The sequence below is a fragment of the Micromonospora sp. B11E3 genome (assembly GCF_039871625.1).
GTDB lineage: Bacteria > Actinomycetota > Actinomycetes > Mycobacteriales > Micromonosporaceae > Micromonospora.
This window is the reverse complement of sequence record NZ_JBDPMC010000055.1, coordinates 25515-45669: the sequence shown is the minus strand read 5'-3', so window position 1 is coordinate 45669 and position 20155 is coordinate 25515. Positions and strand designations below refer to the sequence as shown.

Sequence of the window (20155 nt, the reverse complement as noted above, 5' to 3'; positions counted from 1 at the left end):
TCACGGCCTTCGGTTGTGAGTCATGTTCTTCTTTGGCGAGACGACATGATCACCGAAGGCCGTCTTCGTGTCCACCCACGACAGCGCGAAACATCAGGCCAGAGAGCCGAAGGTTAAAAAACAAGCTGGTCCTGTGCGCCGATAGCCCTGTAGCCTGCAGCGGTCTCGGGCCTGCAAGTCAGCGGGCGGCTGGAGTTCGTGAGCGCACCGACGGCAGTCGCGCCCGGACCTCGTCGTGGAACCTGCGGGCGAGGCCGGGCGCGGCGGCGGTTACTTCGGCTTGTCCGCCGGGCTCGCGAGATCCGTGAGTAGCACCTCGCTCAGCCGCTCTGCGACCATGACCACCGGGAGGTGGGTGTTGGCGCTCGGTACCTCCGGCATGATCGATGCGTCGATCACTCGTACCCCACGTAGCCCGTGCACCCGGCCCTGCTGGTCCACGACCGTGAGTGGATCTTCAGCCGCGCCCATTCGGGCCGTACCCACGGCGTGGAAGTAGTCACCGACTGAGGTCCGCAGCCACTGCCGGTAGAAGGCGTCGTCCCGGAGGGCGGAGAGCGGGGTGCCGGTGGCGTCGACGAAGGCGGCCTCGACCATGTCGGTGAAGGGGCGGGTGTTGAGTACCTGTTCGACGTAGGTCATCGCCTCGCGCATGACCAGCTGATCCTGGGCGGTGGAGAGCATGTTCTCTGCGATCATCGGCGGACCTTGCGGGTGGTCGGGGTTGAGCCGGACCTCGCCGGTGGAGGTCACCGCCATGACCGCGGCCATGATCAGCCCCTGGTATGGCGGGTTGGTCTCGCCCAGCGTGCCGTACATCGGCAGCAGGTGGATGTCACCGGTGCCGACACTGGAGGAGAGGCGCAGGACCGCGCCGATACATGGGGCGGCCGGGTCACCGGTGCGGAATTCCGGCTTGAGTGAGAGGAAGACCGAGGCGGCCGGGTGGTCCTGCAGGCCCTTGCCGACGCCGGCCCGCTCGTAGCCCTCGGTGCGCAACAGGATCGCCGGTGTCTCGAAGGTGCCGGCGCAGAGGACGACCTCGTCCGCGGCCAGGTGGGCGCCGTCGGAGAGGAAGACCCCGGTGACCGAGCCGTCGCGGAGTTCGAGGCGATCCACCTTGCTGTCCGGCCGCACCTGCAGGTTCGGTAGGTCGCGGACCGGTTCGAGATATGCCTCGAGGCTGGAGTGGCGGGCTGCGGGGGTGGCATTCCGCCAGAGCGCCCCGCCGCCGTCGTCTGGGGTGTAGGTGTCGACGTCGTTCGGCAGGCCGAAGGTGGTCGCGGCGTCGACGAGGGCGGCGTCGATGATTGAGTATCCGGCCCGGTCCGAGGCGATCAGTCCGGGTTTCAGCTTGTCGAACCAGGGCGCCACGGACTGCCACGACCACTCAGTTAGGCCGTATTCGCCGGCCCAGCGGTCGTAGTCGCGTGGCAGGCCGGGAAGGGCCAGCATGGCGTTGACCGACGCCGATCCGCCAACGCCCCGGCCCCGGTGGTACTGGCTGAGCTTCGCCCCGGTCAATCGGGTGGCCAGAAGATCGGGGTAGAAGGCCTCCGGCGCCCCCATCGCGTCGAGCCAGTTGACCGAGGCGAGTGCCTTCTCGGTCACCGAGCCTTTCCAGTCCGGGCCCGCTTCGAGCAGGAGCACCTGATGGTCGGTGTTGCTCGCCAGCTTGGCGGCGGCGACGCAGCCGGCGCTACCGGCGCCGACGACAATGATGCGTGACATTGGTTTTCCTTCCACTCGATTGGTGGCACCCGCGCTAGCTCGAAAAGCGGCTGCCGTCCGCCGGGGGGTCGATTCCGGACTGGTGTGACGTGCCCCGGCGATCAGCGGGTTGCTGCGACGATGGCCGTAGCGCGGGCGGAGCCGATGACGTGGGTCAGCGCGGCCACCAGGTGATCGATGTCCTGCTCGGTGACGACGAGTGGCGGCGCGAGCCGGATGGTTGAACCGTGGGTGTCCTTGGCCAGCACGCCGCGCGCCAGCAGACGCTCACAAACCTGGCGGCCGGTCAGCAGGGCCGGGTCGATGTCGACGCCGGCCCAGAGACCCCGGACCCGGACGGCGATCACTCCAGAGCCGACCAGTGGCGCCAACCCCGCCGCCAAGCGCTCGCCGAGAATGCGGGCCCGGCGCTGGAATTCGCCGGTCTGTAGCGTGGCAACCACCTCGGTGCCGATCGCCGCCGCGAGCGGGTTGCCGCCGAAGGTCGAGCCATGCGAACCCGGCGTCACCACACCGAGGATGTCGGTGTCCGCGGCGATTGCGGAAATCGGGTAGATGCCGCCACCGAGCGCCTTGCCGAGGATGTAGATGTCGGGTACGACATCCTCGTGGTCGCAGGCGAAGGTACGCCCGGTCCGGGCAAGGCCGGCCTGGATTTCGTCGGCGACCATTAGTACGCCGTGCTGCGTGCACAGGGTGCGTAGGTTCCGCAGGAAGCCGTCCGGCGGCAGCACTACGCCGCCTTCGCCCTGGACTGGCTCGAAGAGTACGGCCACCACGTTCTCGTCGATGGCCTGAGCCACCGCGTCGATGTCACCGTACGGAACCGACCGGAAGCCGGGGGTGAATGGCCCGTAATCCGCGGTCGCCACGCCATCGTCAGAGAAGCTGACGATGGTGGTGGTCCGCCCGTGGAAGTTGCCGTGCATCGTCAGGATCTTGGCGGCGCCCGGCGCTACGCCCTTGACCTGGTAGCCCCACTTGCGGCTTACCTTGATCGCCGTCTCGACGGCCTCCGCACCGCTGTTCATGGGCAGCACCATCTGCTTGCCCGTCAGGTTCGCCAAAGCTTCGGCGAACGGTCCGAGTTGGTCGTTGTAGAAGGCTCGGCTGGTCAGGGTGAGCCGGTCGAGCTGCTGGTGTGCCCGCTGGATGAGCCGGGCCGGGCGGTGGCCGAAGTTGAGCGCCGAATAGCCGGCGAGGCAGTCGAGGTATCGCCGGCCCTCGACGTCGGTAACCCAGGCGCCGTCGCCTTCCGCTATGACGACCGGCAGGGGGTGGTAGTTGTGCGCGGCGTACCGCTCCGTCTGGGCGATGTGCTGCTCGGATGCGGGCGCGGCCACGGTTGGGGCGCCGCTCATCGCTGACCTGCCTGCCGCGGGTGCTCCATGAGTCCACCTTCCCTAGCTAACGAGTTTTCCAAACTTGGCACGCTATGGTTAGCATGTAACAGGAATTACGTCAACGCGGACGAGTATCGGCCGCCCACACGCGAGGAACGACCCGATGGACGGCATCACCCAAGTGCCCACCCCGCGCAACGAACCGGTCTTCGACTACGCGCCGGGCAGCCCGCAACGGCGGCAGCTCGAAGACGCCCTGCGCGACCTGGCGGCTGCACCCATGGAGTTGCCGCACTTCATCGAAGGGGTAGCGGTCACCGGGACCGGTACGGCGATCGAAGTGCGGCAGCCGCACGCGCGCAAGAGCGTGCTGGGCGTACTGCGTAACGCCACCGAGGCGGAGGCGCGGGCCGCGGTCGCCGCCGCGAAGCGGGCCGCCCCGGGCTGGCGAGCCCTCTCGTTCGACGATCGGGCAGCGGTGTTCCTCAGGGCGGCGGAGCTGCTCTCCGGACCGTGGCGGGCCCGGCTGGTCGCAGCCACCATGCTCGGGCAGTCGAAGACCTGCTACCAGGCCGAGATCGACGCCGCCTGCGAGTTGATCGACTTCTGGCGGTTCAACGTACACTTCGCCCGGCAGGTCCTGGCCGAGCAGCCGGTAGCCAACGGCGAAGGGGTGTGGAACCGCACCGACCACCGCCCGCTCGAAGGTTTCGTGTACGCCATCACGCCGTTCAACTTCACCGCGATCGCCGGCAACCTGCCGACGGCACCGGCGCTGATGGGAAACACGGTGGTGTGGAAGCCGTCCCCCACCCAGCAGGTCGCGGCTCAGTTCGTGATGGAGCTCCTCACCGAGGCGGGGTTGCCGCCGGGCGTCATCAATATGCTTGCCGGCGACGGCCTCGTGGTCTCCGACGTCGTACTGAACGACCGCGACCTGGCCGGCATCCACTTCACCGGCTCGACCACTACGTTTCAGCGGCTCTGGCAGGCGGTGGGCCAGAACCTCGCCACGTACCGGACCTACCCCCGGCTCGTCGGCGAGACCGGCGGCAAGGACTTCGTCCTGGTTGCGCCCTCGGCAGACGTTGCCGTCGCACGTACCGCACTGATCCGCGGCGCCTTCGAGTACCAGGGCCAGAAGTGTTCTGCGGCTTCGCGCGCGTACATCGCCCGAAGTGTGTGGGAGCGGCTCAACCCGGAGCTGATCAAGGAGACCGAGGAGATCAGGCAGGGTGACGTGACCGACTTCGGCAACTTCCTCGGAGCCGTCATCGACGAACGGGCGTTCGCCCGGCACCGCGCGGTCATCGACGCGGCGCATGCCGACCCGGATGTCGAAGTGCTCGCCGGCGGTACCTACGACGATTCCGTGGGGCTGTTTGTCCGCCCAACGATCTTGAAGATCGGCACCCCGCGGCACGAGTACTTCGCCACCGAGTTCTTCGGCCCGATCCTCTCCGTCTACGTCTACGACGACGCGGAGTTCGACCCGGTGCTGGACCTGATCGACAGCACTTCGCCGTACGCGCTGACCGGGGCAATCATCGCCACGGACCGGGAGGTGATCGCCCGGGCGACCGAGCGGCTGCGCTACAGCGCCGGCAACTTCTATGTCAACGACAAGCCGACCGGTGCCGTGGTGGGCCAGCAGCCGTTCGGCGGCGGCCGGGCGTCCGGCACCAACGACAAAGCCGGTGCCGCGTCGAACTTGCTGAGATGGATCAGCCCTCGGTCCATCAAGGAGACCTTTGTGCCCCCGACCAGCTACCGGTACCCGCATATGTCGTAGCCAGACGGTGATCCGCAGTGTCAAGGACATCCGATGATCGATAGGTTTATCGCATGAGTGAGATCCCCGGTGGCTACGCTTCGGTGCGCAAGCTGCTTCTGGGCGCGATGGACGGGTTGAGCAACGGCGAGCGCAAGGTCGCCAGAGCCCTGCTGGCGCAGTACCCGACCGCCGGACTGACCACCGTCGCCGATCTGGCGAAGGCAGCCGGGGTGAGCGCACCTACCGTGGTCCGCTTCGTCACCCGGCTCGGCTTTGCCGGCTTCCCCGCCTTCCAGCGGGCTCTGGTGCACGAGCTTCACGGCGAGCTGGGGTCGCCGTTGAAGCAGTACGCGGAAAAGACCCACGCGTCACCGCGCGGGATCCTGCGGGAAACCCAGGCCGCGTTCGCCAAGATGCTGGAGCTGTCGTACGCCGAGGTCCCGGAGTCGGAGTTCAACAAGCTGGTCAAGCTGCTGTGCGACCCGAACCGGCAGGTCCGGGTCGCCGGCGGCCGGTTCAGCCGGGTGCTCGCGGAGTACTTGGCCCTGCATTTGCGCCTGCTCCGTGGCGGCGTCCAGCTGGTCGGTCCGAACGAGATGGAGCGGTGGACCACGATCGCCGACGCCAGCCCCAGTATCGTCTTCCTGATGTTCGACTACCGGCGTTACACCGAGGCGAACCTGCATTTCGCGGAAGGGATGGCCGAGCGGGGGGCGACGGTCTGCCTGATGACCGACAACTGGCTGTCCCCGGTGGCGAAGACCGCCAAGGTGGTGCTGCCCACCCGGGTCGAGTCGGCCTCCGCCTTCGATTCTCTGGTCGCGGCGATGGCGCTCACCGAGAGCGTCGTCGCCGCAGCCGCCGAGCGGCTGGGCGATGCCGGCAAGGAGCGCCTGGAGCTCGTCGAATCGGTCCTCGAACCCGAATAACGGGCTGGCCGCCATCGGTGGCCAGCCCGTTGGGCTTTCGGTCAGACCTCCAGTTTCGCCTTTTCCGGTGCGGGTGTTTGCGCGGGGGCAGCCGTACCGGCCCGGCCGGCGCGGCGCGGCAGCCGCAGTTCCCGGACCCCAAGCAGGCCGTACGGCGCTTTGACCAGCACCACCAGCAAGATCGCCGAGAGGATCAGGTCCGCCACGCCGGCCGGCAGCGCCGCGCCAGCGATCTGCACGTCCTGGAGCCGGCGTAGCCCTTCCTGAAGCACGCTGACCGCGAGGCTGCCGATCACCGCGCCGCTGAGGGAGAGGTATCCGCCGATCACTACCATGACCACGAAGGCGAACGTCGCGGTCAGGAAGAATGATCGCACGTTGAACGTGGCGAGGAATCCGGCGTAGAGCGAACCGGCGACCCCGCACAGGAACGAGCTGAGGAACCAGGCGATGGCCCGATGCCGACCGACCGCGATGCCGGATGCGGTCGCCGCCCAGTAGTCCTCCCGGGACGCTTGGAGCTGCAGGCCACTGCGCGACGTCCGGTGCGCCCACGCCACCACGACCGCCAGCACCGCAATGGCCAGGACGAGCGGCAGCGTGGTGTGCTGCGGGATGCCGATCATGCTGGACGAACCTCGGGTCACGTCGGTCCAGCTGTTCAGGACGTTGAATACGACGATCAGCAGGGCCAGCGTGGCGATGCCCGACTGCAGTCCGGTGAGCCGGGCCACCACCGGCGCGGTCACCGCGCCGAGCACGGTGGCCGCCACGCCGCTGATGATGACCGCGGGGATGAACCCGGTCTGCACCTCCGCCAGAAAGCGCAGTGACCCCGGCAGATCGCTGAACAACGCCGCCTTGAGCCCGGTCGGGATGGTCAGGTACGCGGTCGTGTACGCGCCGATCGCCATGAACGCGACGTGGCCGAACGACATGATGCCGGAGTTCCCCGAGAAGATCGACAGACCCGCGACAAAGACCACCGAGATCAGGGTAAGCGTGGCCACCCGCGAGATTGCGACGCCGCCGACTCCGCCGACGCCAGCCGTGACCATGAGCAGGGCGGCGAGCAGGATGGGTGTCTGCCACCAACGCCAGATACGGGCTGCGGTCATGACACTCGGACCTTCGCGCCGGAGAGGAGACCGCTCGGCCGGACCACGAGCACCGCGATGACCGCGGTGAAGAGGAAGGCGTCCCGGAACGCGATCAGCCCGGTCGGCAGCAGCGCCTCAAGGATCGACGTCGCCGCGCCGAGCAGGAACCCCCCGAGGGCCGCACCGCGCAGGCTGCTCATGCCGCCGACCACCGCGCTGATAACCGCGATCAGCATCGGCTGCAGCCCCATCTCGGCCGAGACCGCGCCCTGGCGCCACACCAGCACCGCCGCGCCGATCGCGGCCAGCCCCCCGGTGATCACAAAGGCGCTCGGGACGACCAGGTTCGCCTTGACCCCGAGAATCCTGGCCATCTGGAAGTTCTCCGCCGCCGCCCTGAGCTGGATGCCCAGTGTGGTGCGGTTGAGCAGGACGGCCAAGGCGAGCATCGCGGTGCCGCAGAGCGCGACGGTGAGCAGGTCCAGCATGCTGACCTCTGCGCCGAGCAGGGAGATCCGGCGGCTCAGGAACTCGTTGGGGGGAACGCCTTCCGTCCGGGGGAGGACCGTCATCCGGGCCAGGCTCTGCAGGGCAAGGCTCACCGCGAACGACGCGATCATCAGGGTCACCGGATCGGCGTTGCGCAGTGGTTTGAAGGCTAGCTTCTCGCTGAGTACGGCCACCACCACGGCGATCAGGATGGCCATCCCGACCGCCACCGGCCAGGGCTGATCCCGGAAGAAGTACATGGCGAAGCCGGCAGCCATGGTGACCTCACCGTAGGCGAAGTTCATCAAGCCGAGGATCCCGAACAGCAGTGCCACGCCGATCGTCAGGAGCGCGTACAGGGCACCGAGCCCGAGCATCGCTACCACGAACTGGAAGTCCATTGCGAATCACTCAATTTCCGAAGGAGAGAAGCCGAGGTAGTCGACGACCGACCCGATCGAGCCAAGCTCGCCCGCGGTGCCGGAGCCGAGGACCCGGCCCGGTGCCTGGACGATGTACGACCGGTCGGCCACCTCGAGCGTGCGGACCGCGTTCTGCTCAACCATCAGGATGGTCATGCCTTCTGCGCGGAGCTGCGCGATGACGTCGAAGATGAGATCCACCATGATCGGGGCGAGCCCCAGCGTCGGTTCATCCAGCAGCAGCAACCGGGGTCGCAGCAGCAGAGCTCGGGCAATCGCCAGTTGCTGCTGTTCCCCGCCGGAGAGCAGGCTGGCCCCTTTGCCCCAGTACTTCCGCAGGACCGGGAAGCGGTCGAGTTCGCGCTCCAGGTCCTTGCTGAACTCCTTTCTGTCCTTGCGGACGGTGCCACCAAGCTTCAGGTTCTCGCCCACTGTGAGGCTGGCGAAGATGCCACGATCCTCGGGCACGTAGGAGATCCGGTTGTTGATGGTGGAGAAGGTCCGGGGTGTGACCCGCTCTCCGCCGAAGGTGATGGTGCCGGAGTGGAGTGGGACCAGGCCCATGATGGCCTTGAGGATCGTGCTCTTCCCGGCGCCGTTCTGGCCGATCAAGGAGACCAGTTCACCCTCGCCGACGTGCAGCGACAGGCCCTGGACGGCCATGACTGACGTGCCGTACTGGACGAAGGCGTTGTCGACCTGCAGAAGCATGTCACTGCCGCTTTCCGAAGTAGATTTCGATCACCCGCGGGTCGATACGCACCTCGCCCGGCGGTCCCTCGACCACGGTCCGGCCGCTGTCCAGCACGTGCAGCCGGTGACAGGTACCCATCACCACTGACATGTCGTGTTCGACGAGCAACACCCCGCAGTTACGCTGCTGCGCGAGTGCCTTGATCGCGCTGATCAGCTCGACGGCCTCGGATTCGTTCTGCCCGGCCGCCGGCTCGTCGAGGAGCAGGAACTTCGGGCGTCCGGCCAGGGCTCGGGCGATGGCGATGGTGCGGATACGACCCGCGGTGAGATTGTCGGCGTGCCGGTCGGCGACGTCACCGAGCCGGAGCTCGTCGAGGACCTCCGCGGTGATCCGGCGCGCCTCGCCCCGGCGCAGCCCCGAGCCGAGCGCGGCGGCCTCGATGTTCTCCGCGACCGTGAGCCGGCCGAAGACTCGTCCGCTCTGGAACGTACGGATCACGCCGAGCCGGGCCCGCTTGCGCATGGACATCCGGGTGATGTCGACGCCGTCGAGCTCGATGGCGCCCATGGTCGCCCGGAGCATGCCGCTGATCAGGTTGAGCGTCGTGGTCTTGCCCGATCCGTTCGGGCCGATGAGCCCGACGACCTCACCGCCGTTGACCGTGATCGAGACTCCGTCGACGGCCTTGACGCCATCGAAGTGGATCCCCCCGCCGGTCATCCGCAGTACGGATGACCGGCGTGTCGTTGCCGAAGACATGCTCAGCCCGCGCAGGAGTTGTTGTCTTGCACGTTGGGGACGGAGCCGGCCTGCTGCTGCGCGACGAAGGTCATCTTGCCCTGTTCAACCTTGATGACCGCCATCGGCATGTCGATGATCTTGTGGCAGGTGGTGGAAAAGTACCTTACGTCGCCAATCGGCGTCTCCACCGGGTTGCTCGCCACCAGCGCGGCCCGGACGTCGCTGCCGCTCAGCGACGCGCTGCGGGAAAGGGCATCGGCGATCGCGATGACCATGTTGTAACCGAGCAGCGCGTAGCTCGACGCGGGCTTGGCGCGGTACGCCGCCTCGTAGTCGCTCACGAACTTGCCCAGCGACTGCGAGTCCTGGCCGGTGCAGTAGACGTAGCAGGCGAACGCCGTGTAGTAAATGTTCCCGGCGTTGCCGACGATGTTGAGCAGGCTCTGGCCGTCAAGCGCGGCGGGGCCGATGACCGGGGTGGTGATGCCGGCCTCGCGAAGCTGCCGGATCGCGGTGGCCGCGCCCGGGTTCCAGCTCGCCACGTAGACGAAGTCCGGCCGCGGGCTGAGGTTCTTCAGCCGCAGCGCCTGGCTGCTGATGTTGACGTTGTCGCCGCCGGGAAAGGCGTCGCGCCCGACGATCGTGCCGCCCAACTCGGTGAACTTCGCCTCGAAGTAGCGCCCAGCGGACTTGGTGTACTCGATGCTCTCGTCCTGCAGCAGGTAGGCCCTCTTCCAGCCCTGCTCGTACCCCCAGGCGGCACCCGATGCGCCCTCCACATCGCTGCCCGCGTTCGCGGAGAACGCGTAGTCACCGATGGTTTTGGCATCGGCCATCTTGGGGTCGCCCGCGCAGATCGAAACGGCCGGGATGCGGGACTGTTGGGCGATCGTCGCGCCGGGGGCACTCAGATCGAAGTCGCAGGGCAGCACCATCAGGCTGACCTTTTCCGCGATGAGTTCGGTGGCCGCGGTACCGACCGTGTCCGGGTTGGAGCGGACGTCCTTGACGATGGCCCGGATCTTCTTGCCGGCGATTCCACCGTTGGCGTTGATCTGGTTGATGCGCAACAGGGCGGCATTGCCGGGTTCGACATCGAAGGGTGCCATGTTGCCGCTCTGGCTCAGGGCGAAACCGATGACGATTTCGTCGCTGGCTGCGGCATCGGTTGACGAATCGGAACAGGCTGCGGTGGCGGTCAAGGCCACCACAGAAATCAGGGCAATAGCCGCTTTTCTTCCAGAAAAGGGGCGCGCTGAGGAAAGCATTTGTCCTGCCTAGGAGTTAAGTGGGGCGCGGGGGGAGTTCGGCTAGCTGGCAGCCGCCTCAAGGGCGACCCGAACGCAGTTCAGCGTCCGATCGATGTCCTTCTCCGTGGTCGCCGCGTTCAGCCGACGGTCGCCGGTGACGAAAGCGGGTTCCAAAATGCCTTGGGCGAGTAGCGACGCGTGGTAACGCGCGTACTGCTCCTTGTTCGATTCCATGGCTTCACGGAAGTTGGTCGGCAGCGTCCGCCGGAAGTAGACGCACCATTCGGAGCCGAGGCCGGCCACCGTGGCGTCGATCCCGACCTCGGCAATTGCCTTTTCGATGCCACTGCGCATCCGTGTGCCGAGGCCGTAGAGCGTCGCGAAGACGTTCTCCGATTCCATGATCTCGAGCGTCTTGAGGGCGGCGGCGACGGCGTACGGGGAGCCGTTGTAGGTTCCGTCGATGGTGGCTTCGGTCTTCGTGTAGGCGCCGAGGTGGCCCATCAGGTCGTTGGAGCCGGCCAGACCGGCGAGCGAGTAGCCGTTGGCCACCGCCTTACCGAAGGCGGTCAGGTCCGGGGTGACCCCGCAAATCGACTGGTAGCCGCCGATCGCCGCGCGGAACCCGGTCTTCACCTCGTCGAACACCAGCACGACGCCGTTGCTGGTGCAGAGCTCGCGGAGCAGTTCGAGGAAGCCCTGCTGCGCCGGAACGCAGCCGAAGCTGTGGACGTAGCCTTCGGTAAACGCGACCGCCAACTCGCTGCCGTACCGGTCGAATGCCCCGCGGAGGCCGTCGAAATCGTTCCACTCGACGACCACCACGTCGTCGACCACGGCCGGATGCAGGCCACCGCCGTTCGGCGTGTTCAGCGGTGATTCGCTGGAGAGGTCGGAGCGGGAACCGCCGACCGCGACGTGGTCGCTCCAGCCGTGGTACGAGCCGTGGAACTTCAGCACCTTGAGCCGCCCGGTCGCCGCGCGGGCCAGGTGTACGGCGTGCATCGTCGCGTCGGTGCCGGAGGTGCAGAAGGCGACCTTCTCCGCGGACGGCATCACCGCACAGATCTTCTCGGCGAGCTGGTACTCACCCAGCTGCGGTCCCACCCCGGTCAGGTCGCAGGTGTTGACCGCGTCGAAAACAGCCTGGTTGACGCGGCGATCGCTGTGGCCGAGGACGATCGGTCCCCAGGCGTTGAGATAGTCGATGTACTGGTTGCCGTCCTCGTCCCAGAGGTAGGCGCCGGCGGCGCGGACGAACACCTGCTGCCAGCCGACCCGGTGTCCCGAGGAAACCCCACGGGGCACGACGGTTCGGGCGCGATCCCAGGTCGCGACGGTGTTTGCCTGATCAGACTGCTTCGACATCTGCTTTCCTCGTTCGCTTCCCATGGACCGGGGGTCGACGGCGGTGCGGTGGATGACCTGGCTTTCCGGCCGGTGACCGGGTCAGCAGGCCGGCGGGACGAAAAAGTCGCGGTTGAGCACCATCAGGTCGTCGGGGCTCAGCTCCTTGATCGAGCCGTGGCCGATGCCGAACAGCGTCTCCCGGATACCAGCTTTCAGGATGTCCAGGGCCTGGTAGGCGCCTTCCGTGCCACCGGCCGCCAGACCGTAGAGCAGCGCCCGACCAGCGAAGACCGCCTTGGCGCCGAGCGCGAGCGCCTTCACCACGTCGGAGCCGCGCCGGATGCCGCCGTCAACCATGATGTCGACCTGATCGCCGACCGCCTCGACCACCGAGGGGAGATAGCGCAGCGGCGACGGGCTGCCGTCGATGTTGTTGCCGCCGTGGTTGGACAGGGAGATCGCGTCCGCGCCGAGGTCGATGCTGAGTTTGGCGTCCCGGATCGTGTTGATTCCCTTCACCATGAAGGGGCCGCCCCACAGCTCGCGGAGCCACTTGATGTCCTGCCAGGTGGGCGGTGGTGTCGCCGCGAAGTCCGCCCAGGCCTTGCCGAAGTACGGGACAGTCCGGTCGGCTTCGAAGAGGTTCGGCACCTTGAGTTCGGGGATCCGGCCGCGAAGCAGGTAGGAACCGAACCAGAACGGGCGAGACAGGGCGTGTGGCGCCAGGACCGCCATGGTCTTCAGGTCCAAGTTCGACGGGGGCGACGGCGGCACGCCCCAGTCACGGCGGGGGGTGAACGACCAGTCCAGTGTGACGATCAGGGCTTTGGCGCCGGCGGCGCGGGCGGCCTCGACGCGGGACTCGATCTGGTCTTTGGTGCCGACCCAGTAAAGCTGGAAGATGGTGTTCGGGTTGGCTCGTGCGACGTCGGTGATCGAGTCGGATGCCCATGAGCTCAGCCCCATGGCGGTGCCGGCGCGGGCGGCGGCTCGGGCAACCCCGGTCTCCCCGTCGGGGTGGATCGCCTGCGCTCCCACCGGCGACACCAGGACAGGGAACTCTACGTTGATCCCGAGCACCGTGGTCCGCAGGTCGAAGCTGGTCGGGCGGTCGAAGACCCGCGGCGAGAACCCGAGTTCATTGAAGGCGCCCAGGTTCTCGTCCAGGGTCCAGCCCTGCTCGTTGCCGGCCTTGACCGCCAGCCAAACCGCCTTCGGAAGTTTGCGCCGGGCGAGTCTCTCCGCCTCCGCGATGTTCCCGAACCGTACCGCTCTGGTCATCGTGTTACCTCTTCCGCTCCTCGGACACAGCCACCGTAGGGCGAAACGTTCCTTACGGCAATACCATGAATCCAGGTTTCTGTAACCCGCATGCCAGCACGACATGAAACCCGTGTTTCGGTCTTGCTTGTTGACACCGAACTGTAACTGTTGTATCAACTGTCCTGAGCGCTGACGGCCCCCGACGCCGCCCGCTCAAGGGCACACGGCGGCCCGACTCGCCAATATGAAGAGGTGGATGATGACCACAGCGCCCACAGTGTTCGTCGCGACCAGTGATCTGACCGGGCACGCCCGTGGACGCGCTGTTCCCCGCGACGCACACGACGCCGTCCTGAAACGGGGCGTGGGATGGGTTCCCGCGGATCTCGCGCTCACCGCTTTCGGCGACCTGGCACCAAACGTCTTCGGCTCAACCGGTGACCTGCGGCTGCTGCCCGACGCGTCGTCCGGGATCGAGATTCCCGCAGCGGCCGACGCGCCCGGGGTCCTGATGTACCTCGCCGATCAGGTGCTGCCGGACGGTACGCGGTGGTCGTGCTGCCCCCGCACCTTCGCCCGGACGGCCCTGGCCGATCTGAAGGACGCCACCGGACTGGAGGTCGTGGCTTCGTTCGAGCACGAGTTCATGCTCCCCGGGGCGGCGGGCAGCGCACCGTTCTCCTTCACCCGGTATCGCAGCGCGGAACCCTTCGGCTCGAACCTGGTGACGCTGCTCGGCCAGATCGGGCTGGAGCCGGAGACCTGGCTGCCAGAGTTCGGGGCCGATCAGTTCGAGATCACGCTGCGGCCGAGCGACGCCCTGGTCGCCGCCGACCGCGCGATCCTGCTCAAGGAAGTGGTACGTGACCTCGCCGCACGGCACGGACGCCGGGTCACCTTCGCGCCGCTGCCGGATCCCGACGGCAGCGGCAATGGCGTACACGTACATCTCTCCCTGCGTGATGCCGCGACCGGCCAACCGGTACTTTTCGCGCCCGACCAGCCGGGCCGCCTATCCACCATCGGCGGCAAGTTCGCCGCCGGCATGCTGGCCCACGCCCGGGCGCTTGTCGCGATCACGGCGGGCAGCCCGTCGTCGTACCTGCGGCTCAAGCCGCACCGGTGGAGCGCCGGCGGGATCTTCCTCGCCGAGCACAATCGGGAGGCGCTGCTGCGGATCTGCCCGACCAGCACCATCGGCGACGGTGTCCCGGCCGAGCAGTTCAACCTGGAGTATCGCGCCGCCGACGCCACCGCCAACCCCTGGTTGGTGATCGGGGCGCTCGTCCGGGCCGGGCTGCACGGCATCCAGGCCGGCTACGAGACGCCGCGGGTCTGGCCGGAGGAGGTTACCGAGACCGAACTCGTCGGGGTGCCCGCGCTGCCGGAGAGCCTTTCGGAGGCCTTGGCGGAGCTGACCGCCGACCGTACTGTCGCCGGCTGGTTCCACCCGGATCTGCGGGAGACGTACCTGGCCGTCAAACAGGCGGAGCTGGCCCGGGTCGCCGGCCACGACCAGCGCGAGCTGTGCAACCGGGTCGCCGATGTCTACTGAACTCGCCGAGCGGCTAGACGCCATCCAGCTCATCGACCACCATGTGCATTCGGTGCTGGCGACCAGCCCGGACCGAGCCGATTTCGAGCAGCTCATCACCGAGTCGGACCGCCCGGCCCCCGCCGGCACGACCCAGTTCGACTCGCAGGTCGGTTTCGCCATCCGCCGGCACTGCGGTGCCCGGCTCGGGCTCGACCCGGACGCCACCGCCGACGAGTACTGGACCCGCCGTACCTCGTTTCCGGAAGCGGAACTCGTCCGGCGCTTCCTCGGTGGAGCTGGCGTCGACCACTGGCTGGTCGACTCCGGATGGGACGGCGGCCGGCTGCTCCCGCTGGACCAGCTGCGCAATCAGGTGACCGGCCGGGTCGGCGAGATACTCCGGCTGGAGACCCTGCTTGAAACCGTCGCGGCCGGGGCGACCGCCAGTACCCTGCACCGGGACTTCGTCACGGCGTTGACCGAGGCGCAGCCCGGCGTGGTCGGCCTTAAGTCGATCGTCGCGTACCGCTACGGGTTCGACTTCGAACCCGACTGCCCCTCGGAGAGCGAGATCCGCCAGGCCGCCGGCCGGTGGCTCGCCACCGCGGCGGCCAGCGGCCCGTTCCGAGTCGACGATCCAGTCCTGCTGCGCATGTTGCTCTGGGAAGGGGTGCGTACCGGCCTGCCGCTCCAACTGCACGCGGGGTACGGCGACCCGGATCTCGAACTGCACCGTTGTGATCCGCTGCTGCTGACCCGCTGGATCAAGGCGGTCGAGCCGACCGGCACCAAGCTCATGTTGCTGCATTGCTACCCGTTCCACCGGAACGCCGGTTTTCTGGCCCACGCCTTTCCGCATGTTTACCTGGATGTCGGGCTCACCGTGAACTACACCGGCGCGGCCAGCGCCGCGGTGATCCGGGAGAGCCTGGAGCTGGCCCCCTTCGCCAAGATTCTCTACTCGTCCGATGCCTGGGGCCCACCCGAACTGCACTTCCTCGGCGCACGGCTGTGGCGTCGAGGCATCACCGCCGTACTCGCCGAGTGGGTAGCCGCCGGCGAGTGGTCGACCACCGATGCGATCCGGGTGGCGACCATGATCGGCCGGAGCAACGCCGAGCGCGTATACGGGCTGGCCGATGATGAGTAACTATCACGAGATCTGGAAATCGCTCGATCGCCACCTACCGGCCGCCCTCGAACTCCGGCAGCGGCTGCACCGCCAGCCCAACCTTTCCGGTGACGAGTCGATAACCCGCGACATGGTCCTTTCGGTGCTGCCTGCGACGAGTACTCCGACCAAGGTCGCGGATACCGGTGCCGTCGTCCGCGTCGGCGGGCCCGGACCCTGCGTCGGCCTCCGCGGCGAGATGGATGCCCTGCCCGTGGTGGAGCTGACCGGCGTGCCCTGGGCGTCCCAGCGTCCGGGGGTCATGCACGCCTGCGGCCACGATGTGCACCTGGCGGCCGTGGTCGCCGTGGCGCGCGTGCTCCACGAGGTGGGCGCCCCCACGCCTCTACTTGTCGTGCTGCAACCGCGGGAGGAGACGTACCCGTCGGGCGCCCGGGACATCGCCGCACACGGTGTGCTCGATGTCGAGGAATGCGTCGCGATGATCGGGGCGCACCTGCAACCGGCGTTGGCCCCGGGCGTAGTGGCGTGTGTGCCCGGTGGCGTGAACGCCTCCGCCGACGAGTTCGAGATCCGGGTCCAGGGCGCTTCCGGGCACGCGGCCTATCCGCATCTGACCGCCGACCCGGTGCTGGCGATGTCGGAGATCGTGGTCGCGCTGCAGAGCATCGTCAGCCGCTCGGTCGACCCCATGCACTCGGTGGTGGTCGGCGTTTCGTCGGTCTCCGCCGGCACCGCCGCGAACGTGATCCCGGGCAGTGCGCGCGCGACCGGCACCATTCGGGCGCTCAAGTCCAACACCCGTACGCTCGTCCACAAGCGGGTGGCCGACGTCGCGCGGCACGTCGCGCGGGCCCATCGCTGCGACGCCGAAGTGGTGATCACCAAGGGGGAGCCGGTGCTGGAGAACGATCCCGCCCTGGTCGGCCGGATCTCGGAGCACCTAACCGGTCAGGGCATCTCGGTCTCGACTACCCTGCGGTCGTTGGGCGCCGACGACTTCTCCTTCTTCTCCGAGCGGCTGCCCTCGGCCATGCTGTTCGTCGGTACGGAGACCAACGAGGCCCTGCACTCCGCGCACTTCCTCCCCTCGGATCTGGACGTCCGGCGGACCGCCCAGGCGATGCTCGGCGGCTACTTCGGCGCCGCCGACGGCATCGCCCAGCGCGAGCAGCCGGACCGGGTGGCTGAACACGGATAGCCCCGGCCGCCGCCGGTCGCCCGGTAGCAGCCCAGGTGCACAGGCAAGGGCGGAGAAGCGGGCGGGTACGTACGGGGTCAGGCCTTTCCCACTTCGGACGCCTGCCCGCTGTTGCGGGTGCGTTGGATCAGTACGACGCAGGCCAGCACCACCAACGCCGCCGCGATCGAGGCCGTGGTGACGGTCTCGCCGAGCAGCAACGCCCAACAGATCGTACGGGCGCCGCCCAGCTCGCGGGCGAGCGCGCCGCCCTCGGCGTATCCCAGTCCGCAGAGCACGACCGCCGCGAGCAGGAACAGGTCGGCCCGGGACAGGGCACCATGAACCGCACCGGTGGCGCCGAGGAAGGCGAGCACCGCCGGCAGCCCACCGGCACTCGCGACCCAGAACAGCAGCGGTGGGCGCTCGCCAGCCCTGCCCCTGCCGAAAACCTCATCCACGCTGCTGGGAGCCGAGGTACCAGGTGGTGAATCTTGGCGCTGGTTCGGGGCTAGCGTTCGCTTGGTTTCAGGGATTTTGACAGTTGAGCCAAGTTTTCACGTGGCCGTAGGTAGTCGTGCTTGGCATCGGTCGGCGGCAACGCCGCCACGCTCATCTGTCGGCCGCGTTCGCCTCCTGGGATGTCACGCTGCCGATGGCGTCGACGCGGCCCCACCGTCCGGGGATGTCGAGCAGTTCGATGCGACCGAACCGTTCGGGCAGTGCCGGCGTGACCACCAGATCATCGCCGTAGGGCTCGAGGCCGAGCAGCGTGCGTATCAGCAGCAGGGGCGCTGCGGTGGCCAGGGCCTGTGGGCTGTTCGCCGCGGGTTCCTGGACGGGGTGCCGGGTCAACTCGCGGTCGTAGCCGCCGAAGGCTTCCGGAAGTCGACCCTGGAAGTGCCGGGACGCGTCGATGATTCCCTCGGCGATCTGCCCGGCTTCCTGGTGGAATCCGTAGCGGCGTAGCCCCCAGGCGATGAAGGCGTTGTCGAATGGCCAGACGGTGCCGACGTGGTAGCCGAGCGGGTTGTACTGCCCCTCCCCCTGCGCGAGGGTGCGTACGCCCCAGCCGGAAAAGAGGCGGGGGCCGAGCAGGTGTTCGGCGATCTTCGGTGCCCGGGATTCGTCGACGATGCCGCTCCACAGTAGGTGGCCGATGTTGGAGGAGAGTGCGTCGACCTGGCGGCCGTCGCCGTCGAGGGCGAGTGCGTAGTACTCGCCGTCGGAGATCCAGAAGTCGCGGTTGAAGCGTTCCTTGAGGTCGGCGGCTTCCCGTTCGAGGCGGTCGGCGTACGCGGGGTCGTGCCAGAACTCGCGGGCCAGCCGCGCGCCGCGGATCTTGGCGTCGTACGCGTAGCCCTGCAGCTCACAGGTCGCCCGGGGCAGGCTGGGCAGCCGGCCGTCCCGGAACGAGATGGCCGTCGGGGATTCCTTCCAGCACTGGTTCTCCAGCCCGGTCCGCTCGTTGCGGCGTTGGTACCAGACGTAGCCGTCGCCCATGATGTCGCCGTACTCGTCGATCCAGTGCAGCGCCGCGCGCGCCTCGTCCTCGAATTCGCGCACCACCGCGGCGTCCCCCGTCCACCGCTCGTACTCGTCGAGCAGGATGACGTAGAGCGGGGTGCTGTCGGCGGCGCCGAAGTAGGGCGATGTGGGATTTTCTTCAAACGCGGTCAGCTCGCCGTAGCGGAACTCGCGCAGGATCTTGCCCGGCTCCTCGTCGCGGAAGTCGTCGAGCACGCTGCCCTGGTCGATGCCGAGCATCCGCAGGGTGTTGACGGCCATGTCCGGTGTGAACGGCAGGACCTGCAGGCTGGTGAGGATGGGGTCGCGGCCGGTGAGGGTGGCGTTCCACGGCAGGCCCGCCGCGGGCAGCGGTTCGGTCGGTAGCGCCAGCGGCGAGAACCGCAGCGCGGCAAGGTCGACCAGGCTGCGCTGGTAGGTCCGCTCCAGTGGCTTCCAGTCGCAGTGCAGCTGCGGAGCCTTGTCGAGCCACTGCCGCAGGTCGTGTTGGAGCCTTGCCGTGTCGCGTTGCTGGCGGGGGGGAGTCAGGTGTTTTCGCATGTCCTGACCGTCGGGATGCAGCACCAGCCCCCGGACGTGCAGCATGGTGGTCCACTGCCCGTGGGGTTCGATCCGGATGTGGTAGGTCAGCCCCTGTTCGTCGACCTGCGCCGGCTCGGTCGTGGAGATCACCGTTTCTAGCCGGAACTTCTCCCGCACGTAGCCGAGGTGCAGGCGACCGTTCTCGACGCGTTGGTAGAGCCGGCCGGCCGGCGTGCGTTCTTGTCTGACCATGAACACGGAGCTGAAGTCAGAGCCGGCGTCCACCCGGACGGTGAACTCGGCCGGTCCCCCGGAATGGTTGAGCACTGTCAACCGCTCCTCGAAGCTGCCGGCCACCGCCCGTTCGCGGATCACCGAGACCTTGGCGTCGACGTAGTGTGTCGGGGCCCCGGGCACCAGGAAGAACCGCGCCTCGAAGTACGACGGGTCGTCCATCGCCAGTGTGCTCACCCGTTCCCCGTTGATGGTCAGTCGCCACAGCGAGAGGAACCGGGTGTCGAATGAGAAGTAGCCGGTCGGGACGTTGGGCGTCGCCTCTATGTCGCCGCTGCCGTCGCTCAACACGAAGATGTTGCCGTCCAGGATTCTGACGAGATCGGTCTTCATCCCTGCCTCCCCCGGTCCCGGGCGGCGATCCGCGGGTGACGCGCGTTGGGCGGCGGCGCGAAGAGCCGCTCCAGCAAGCTGACGAGCCGGATTTGTCCTTTGAACGTTATGTCGTTCCTCAGCCACGCCGGGTGCGGTTTGGCTTCGCCGCGGACCATCCGGTCGAAGAAGGCGTCGTCGGAGCGGATGACGGTGTCGGCGGCACGGTTCTGCTGTGACACCCGGACGACGCCGCCGCGGATCTCCACGAACCAGTGGTCGACCTCGTGGTCACGCTCGAGGTCGAACCGTATGGTGCCGTTCGTCTTCTTCAGCAGGCGTTCGTGGCCGTGTCGTTCGAGCGCCTCGAAGAACTTCCTGGTCGCCTCCGACATGGCACCACCCCCGTAGCAATCCGCCGGACCAAGAGCAGCATCATTCGCATCAGGGTGGGTCGGCCTCACCCGGAACGGATGAACCTGGACTGCGGCCGCGAGCGGCGCGGGCAAATCCACCCGATCCGGGTGATGCGGCAGGGCCTTGTTCCGGGTCAGGGTGGGTA

At 67.8% G+C, this 20155-nt stretch carries 17 protein-coding genes; 5 read left to right on the top strand and 12 right to left on the bottom strand.

What is annotated here, in order from left to right; translation table 11 throughout:
• Window positions 1-270: 270 nt before the first annotated feature.
• Window positions 271-1731, bottom strand: coding sequence for a GMC family oxidoreductase (locus ABGB16_RS23815; protein WP_347670315.1), 1461 nt, complete (start codon window positions 1729-1731; stop codon window positions 271-273).
• A gap of 101 nt (window positions 1732-1832) precedes the next feature.
• Window positions 1833-3092 (bottom strand): ornithine--oxo-acid transaminase, encoded by a 1260-nt coding sequence (gene rocD / locus ABGB16_RS23810; protein WP_347670314.1) that lies wholly within the window; start codon window positions 3090-3092, stop codon window positions 1833-1835.
• Between the two features lie 145 nt (window positions 3093-3237).
• Here rocD and pruA point away from each other — a divergent pair, with 145 nt between their 5' ends.
• Both pruA and ABGB16_RS23800 read left to right on the top strand, forming a co-directional pair.
• Window positions 3238-4866, top strand: a complete 1629-nt coding sequence (gene pruA, locus ABGB16_RS23805; protein ID WP_347670313.1) for an L-glutamate gamma-semialdehyde dehydrogenase — start codon at window positions 3238-3240, stop codon at window positions 4864-4866.
• A 53-nt stretch (window positions 4867-4919) separates the two neighbouring features.
• The gene (locus ABGB16_RS23800) at window positions 4920-5777 is read left to right on the top strand and encodes a MurR/RpiR family transcriptional regulator (RefSeq protein WP_347670312.1); all 858 of its coding nucleotides are present in this window, start codon (window positions 4920-4922) and stop codon (window positions 5775-5777) included.
• 41 nt (window positions 5778-5818) lie between these two features.
• On the opposite strand, the gene ABGB16_RS23795 is transcribed toward ABGB16_RS23800, so the two are convergent.
• From ABGB16_RS23795 to mftD, 7 genes are all read right to left on the bottom strand, one after another.
• Window positions 5819-6895, bottom strand: a complete 1077-nt coding sequence (locus ABGB16_RS23795) for a branched-chain amino acid ABC transporter permease (protein WP_347670311.1) — start codon at window positions 6893-6895, stop codon at window positions 5819-5821.
• The gene (locus tag ABGB16_RS23790; protein ID WP_347670310.1) at window positions 6892-7767 is read right to left on the bottom strand and encodes a branched-chain amino acid ABC transporter permease; all 876 of its coding nucleotides are present in this window, start codon (window positions 7765-7767) and stop codon (window positions 6892-6894) included. The genes ABGB16_RS23795 and ABGB16_RS23790 overlap by 4 nt, the downstream gene beginning before the upstream one ends.
• Window positions 7768-7773: 6 nt before the next feature.
• Window positions 7774-8499 (bottom strand): ATP-binding cassette domain-containing protein, encoded by a 726-nt coding sequence (locus ABGB16_RS23785; RefSeq protein WP_347670309.1) that lies wholly within the window; start codon window positions 8497-8499, stop codon window positions 7774-7776.
• Between the two features lies 1 nt (window position 8500).
• Window positions 8501-9205: an ABC transporter ATP-binding protein gene (locus tag ABGB16_RS23780; protein ID WP_347670308.1), complete on the bottom strand. Its 705-nt coding sequence runs from the start codon at window positions 9203-9205 to the stop codon at window positions 8501-8503.
• A gap of 41 nt (window positions 9206-9246) precedes the next feature.
• Complete coding sequence (locus ABGB16_RS23775; RefSeq protein WP_347670307.1) at window positions 9247-10437, bottom strand: ABC transporter substrate-binding protein; 1191 nt, start codon at window positions 10435-10437, stop codon at window positions 9247-9249.
• Window positions 10438-10536: 99 nt separating this feature from the next.
• A complete protein-coding gene (locus ABGB16_RS23770) occupies window positions 10537-11739 on the bottom strand; it encodes an aminotransferase class III-fold pyridoxal phosphate-dependent enzyme (protein ID WP_347670306.1) in 1203 nt (400 codons plus the stop codon).
• 186 nt (window positions 11740-11925) lie between these two features.
• The gene (gene mftD / locus ABGB16_RS23765) at window positions 11926-13107 is read right to left on the bottom strand and encodes a pre-mycofactocin synthase MftD (RefSeq protein WP_347670305.1); all 1182 of its coding nucleotides are present in this window, start codon (window positions 13105-13107) and stop codon (window positions 11926-11928) included.
• A gap of 238 nt (window positions 13108-13345) precedes the next feature.
• On the opposite strand from mftD, the gene ABGB16_RS23760 reads away from it, so the two are divergent.
• From ABGB16_RS23760 to ABGB16_RS23750, 3 genes are read left to right on the top strand one after another with little or no spacing between them, the layout of a single operon-like run.
• The gene (locus ABGB16_RS23760) at window positions 13346-14644 is read left to right on the top strand and encodes a glutamine synthetase family protein (RefSeq protein ID WP_347670304.1); all 1299 of its coding nucleotides are present in this window, start codon (window positions 13346-13348) and stop codon (window positions 14642-14644) included.
• Window positions 14634-15776, top strand: a complete 1143-nt coding sequence (locus tag ABGB16_RS23755) for an amidohydrolase family protein (protein WP_347670303.1) — start codon at window positions 14634-14636, stop codon at window positions 15774-15776. Before ABGB16_RS23760 ends, ABGB16_RS23755 begins: the two co-directional genes overlap by 11 nt.
• Window positions 15766-16959: a M20 family metallopeptidase gene (locus tag ABGB16_RS23750; RefSeq protein ID WP_347670302.1), complete on the top strand. Its 1194-nt coding sequence runs from the start codon at window positions 15766-15768 to the stop codon at window positions 16957-16959. Before ABGB16_RS23755 ends, ABGB16_RS23750 begins: the two co-directional genes overlap by 11 nt.
• Window positions 16960-17036: 77 nt before the next feature.
• Here ABGB16_RS23750 and ABGB16_RS23745 read toward each other — a convergent pair whose 3' ends face one another.
• The 3 genes from ABGB16_RS23745 to ABGB16_RS23735 form a co-directional block, all read right to left on the bottom strand.
• On the bottom strand, window positions 17037-17399 hold the full coding sequence (locus tag ABGB16_RS23745) for a hypothetical protein (RefSeq protein WP_347670301.1): 363 nt from the start codon (window positions 17397-17399) through the stop codon (window positions 17037-17039).
• A 151-nt stretch (window positions 17400-17550) separates the two neighbouring features.
• Entirely contained in the window at window positions 17551-19614 is a 2064-nt protein-coding gene (locus ABGB16_RS23740) for a glycogen debranching N-terminal domain-containing protein (protein ID WP_347670300.1), read from the bottom strand.
• A complete protein-coding gene (locus ABGB16_RS23735) occupies window positions 19611-19988 on the bottom strand; it encodes an SCP2 sterol-binding domain-containing protein (RefSeq protein ID WP_168215481.1) in 378 nt (125 codons plus the stop codon). The genes ABGB16_RS23740 and ABGB16_RS23735 overlap by 4 nt, the downstream gene beginning before the upstream one ends.
• Between the last annotated feature and the right edge of the window lie 167 nt (window positions 19989-20155).

Bases quoted from the DNA above. Each gene is read 5' to 3' on its own strand.
- ABGB16_RS23780 (WP_347670308.1), bottom strand. From the start codon at position 9,205: ATGACCGGCGGGGGGATCCACTTCGATGGCGTCAAGGCCGTCGACGGA.
- rocD (WP_347670314.1), bottom strand. From the start codon at position 3,092: ATGAGCGGCGCCCCAACCGTGGCCGCGCCCGCATCCGAGCAGCACATC.
- pruA (WP_347670313.1), top strand. From the start codon at position 3,238: ATGGACGGCATCACCCAAGTGCCCACCCCGCGCAACGAACCGGTCTTC.
- ABGB16_RS23750 (WP_347670302.1), top strand. From the start codon at position 15,766: ATGATGAGTAACTATCACGAGATCTGGAAATCGCTCGATCGCCACCTA.
- mftD (WP_347670305.1), bottom strand. From the start codon at position 13,107: ATGACCAGAGCGGTACGGTTCGGGAACATCGCGGAGGCGGAGAGACTC.
- ABGB16_RS23815 (WP_347670315.1), bottom strand. From the start codon at position 1,731: ATGTCACGCATCATTGTCGTCGGCGCCGGTAGCGCCGGCTGCGTCGCC.
- ABGB16_RS23735 (WP_168215481.1), bottom strand. From the start codon at position 19,988: ATGTCGGAGGCGACCAGGAAGTTCTTCGAGGCGCTCGAACGACACGGC.
- ABGB16_RS23755 (WP_347670303.1), top strand. From the start codon at position 14,634: ATGTCTACTGAACTCGCCGAGCGGCTAGACGCCATCCAGCTCATCGAC.
- ABGB16_RS23785 (WP_347670309.1), bottom strand. From the start codon at position 8,499: ATGCTTCTGCAGGTCGACAACGCCTTCGTCCAGTACGGCACGTCAGTC.
- ABGB16_RS23740 (WP_347670300.1), bottom strand. From the start codon at position 19,614: ATGAAGACCGATCTCGTCAGAATCCTGGACGGCAACATCTTCGTGTTG.
- ABGB16_RS23795 (WP_347670311.1), bottom strand. From the start codon at position 6,895: ATGACCGCAGCCCGTATCTGGCGTTGGTGGCAGACACCCATCCTGCTC.
- ABGB16_RS23760 (WP_347670304.1), top strand. From the start codon at position 13,346: ATGATGACCACAGCGCCCACAGTGTTCGTCGCGACCAGTGATCTGACC.
- ABGB16_RS23790 (WP_347670310.1), bottom strand. From the start codon at position 7,767: ATGGACTTCCAGTTCGTGGTAGCGATGCTCGGGCTCGGTGCCCTGTAC.
- ABGB16_RS23800 (WP_347670312.1), top strand. From the start codon at position 4,920: ATGAGTGAGATCCCCGGTGGCTACGCTTCGGTGCGCAAGCTGCTTCTG.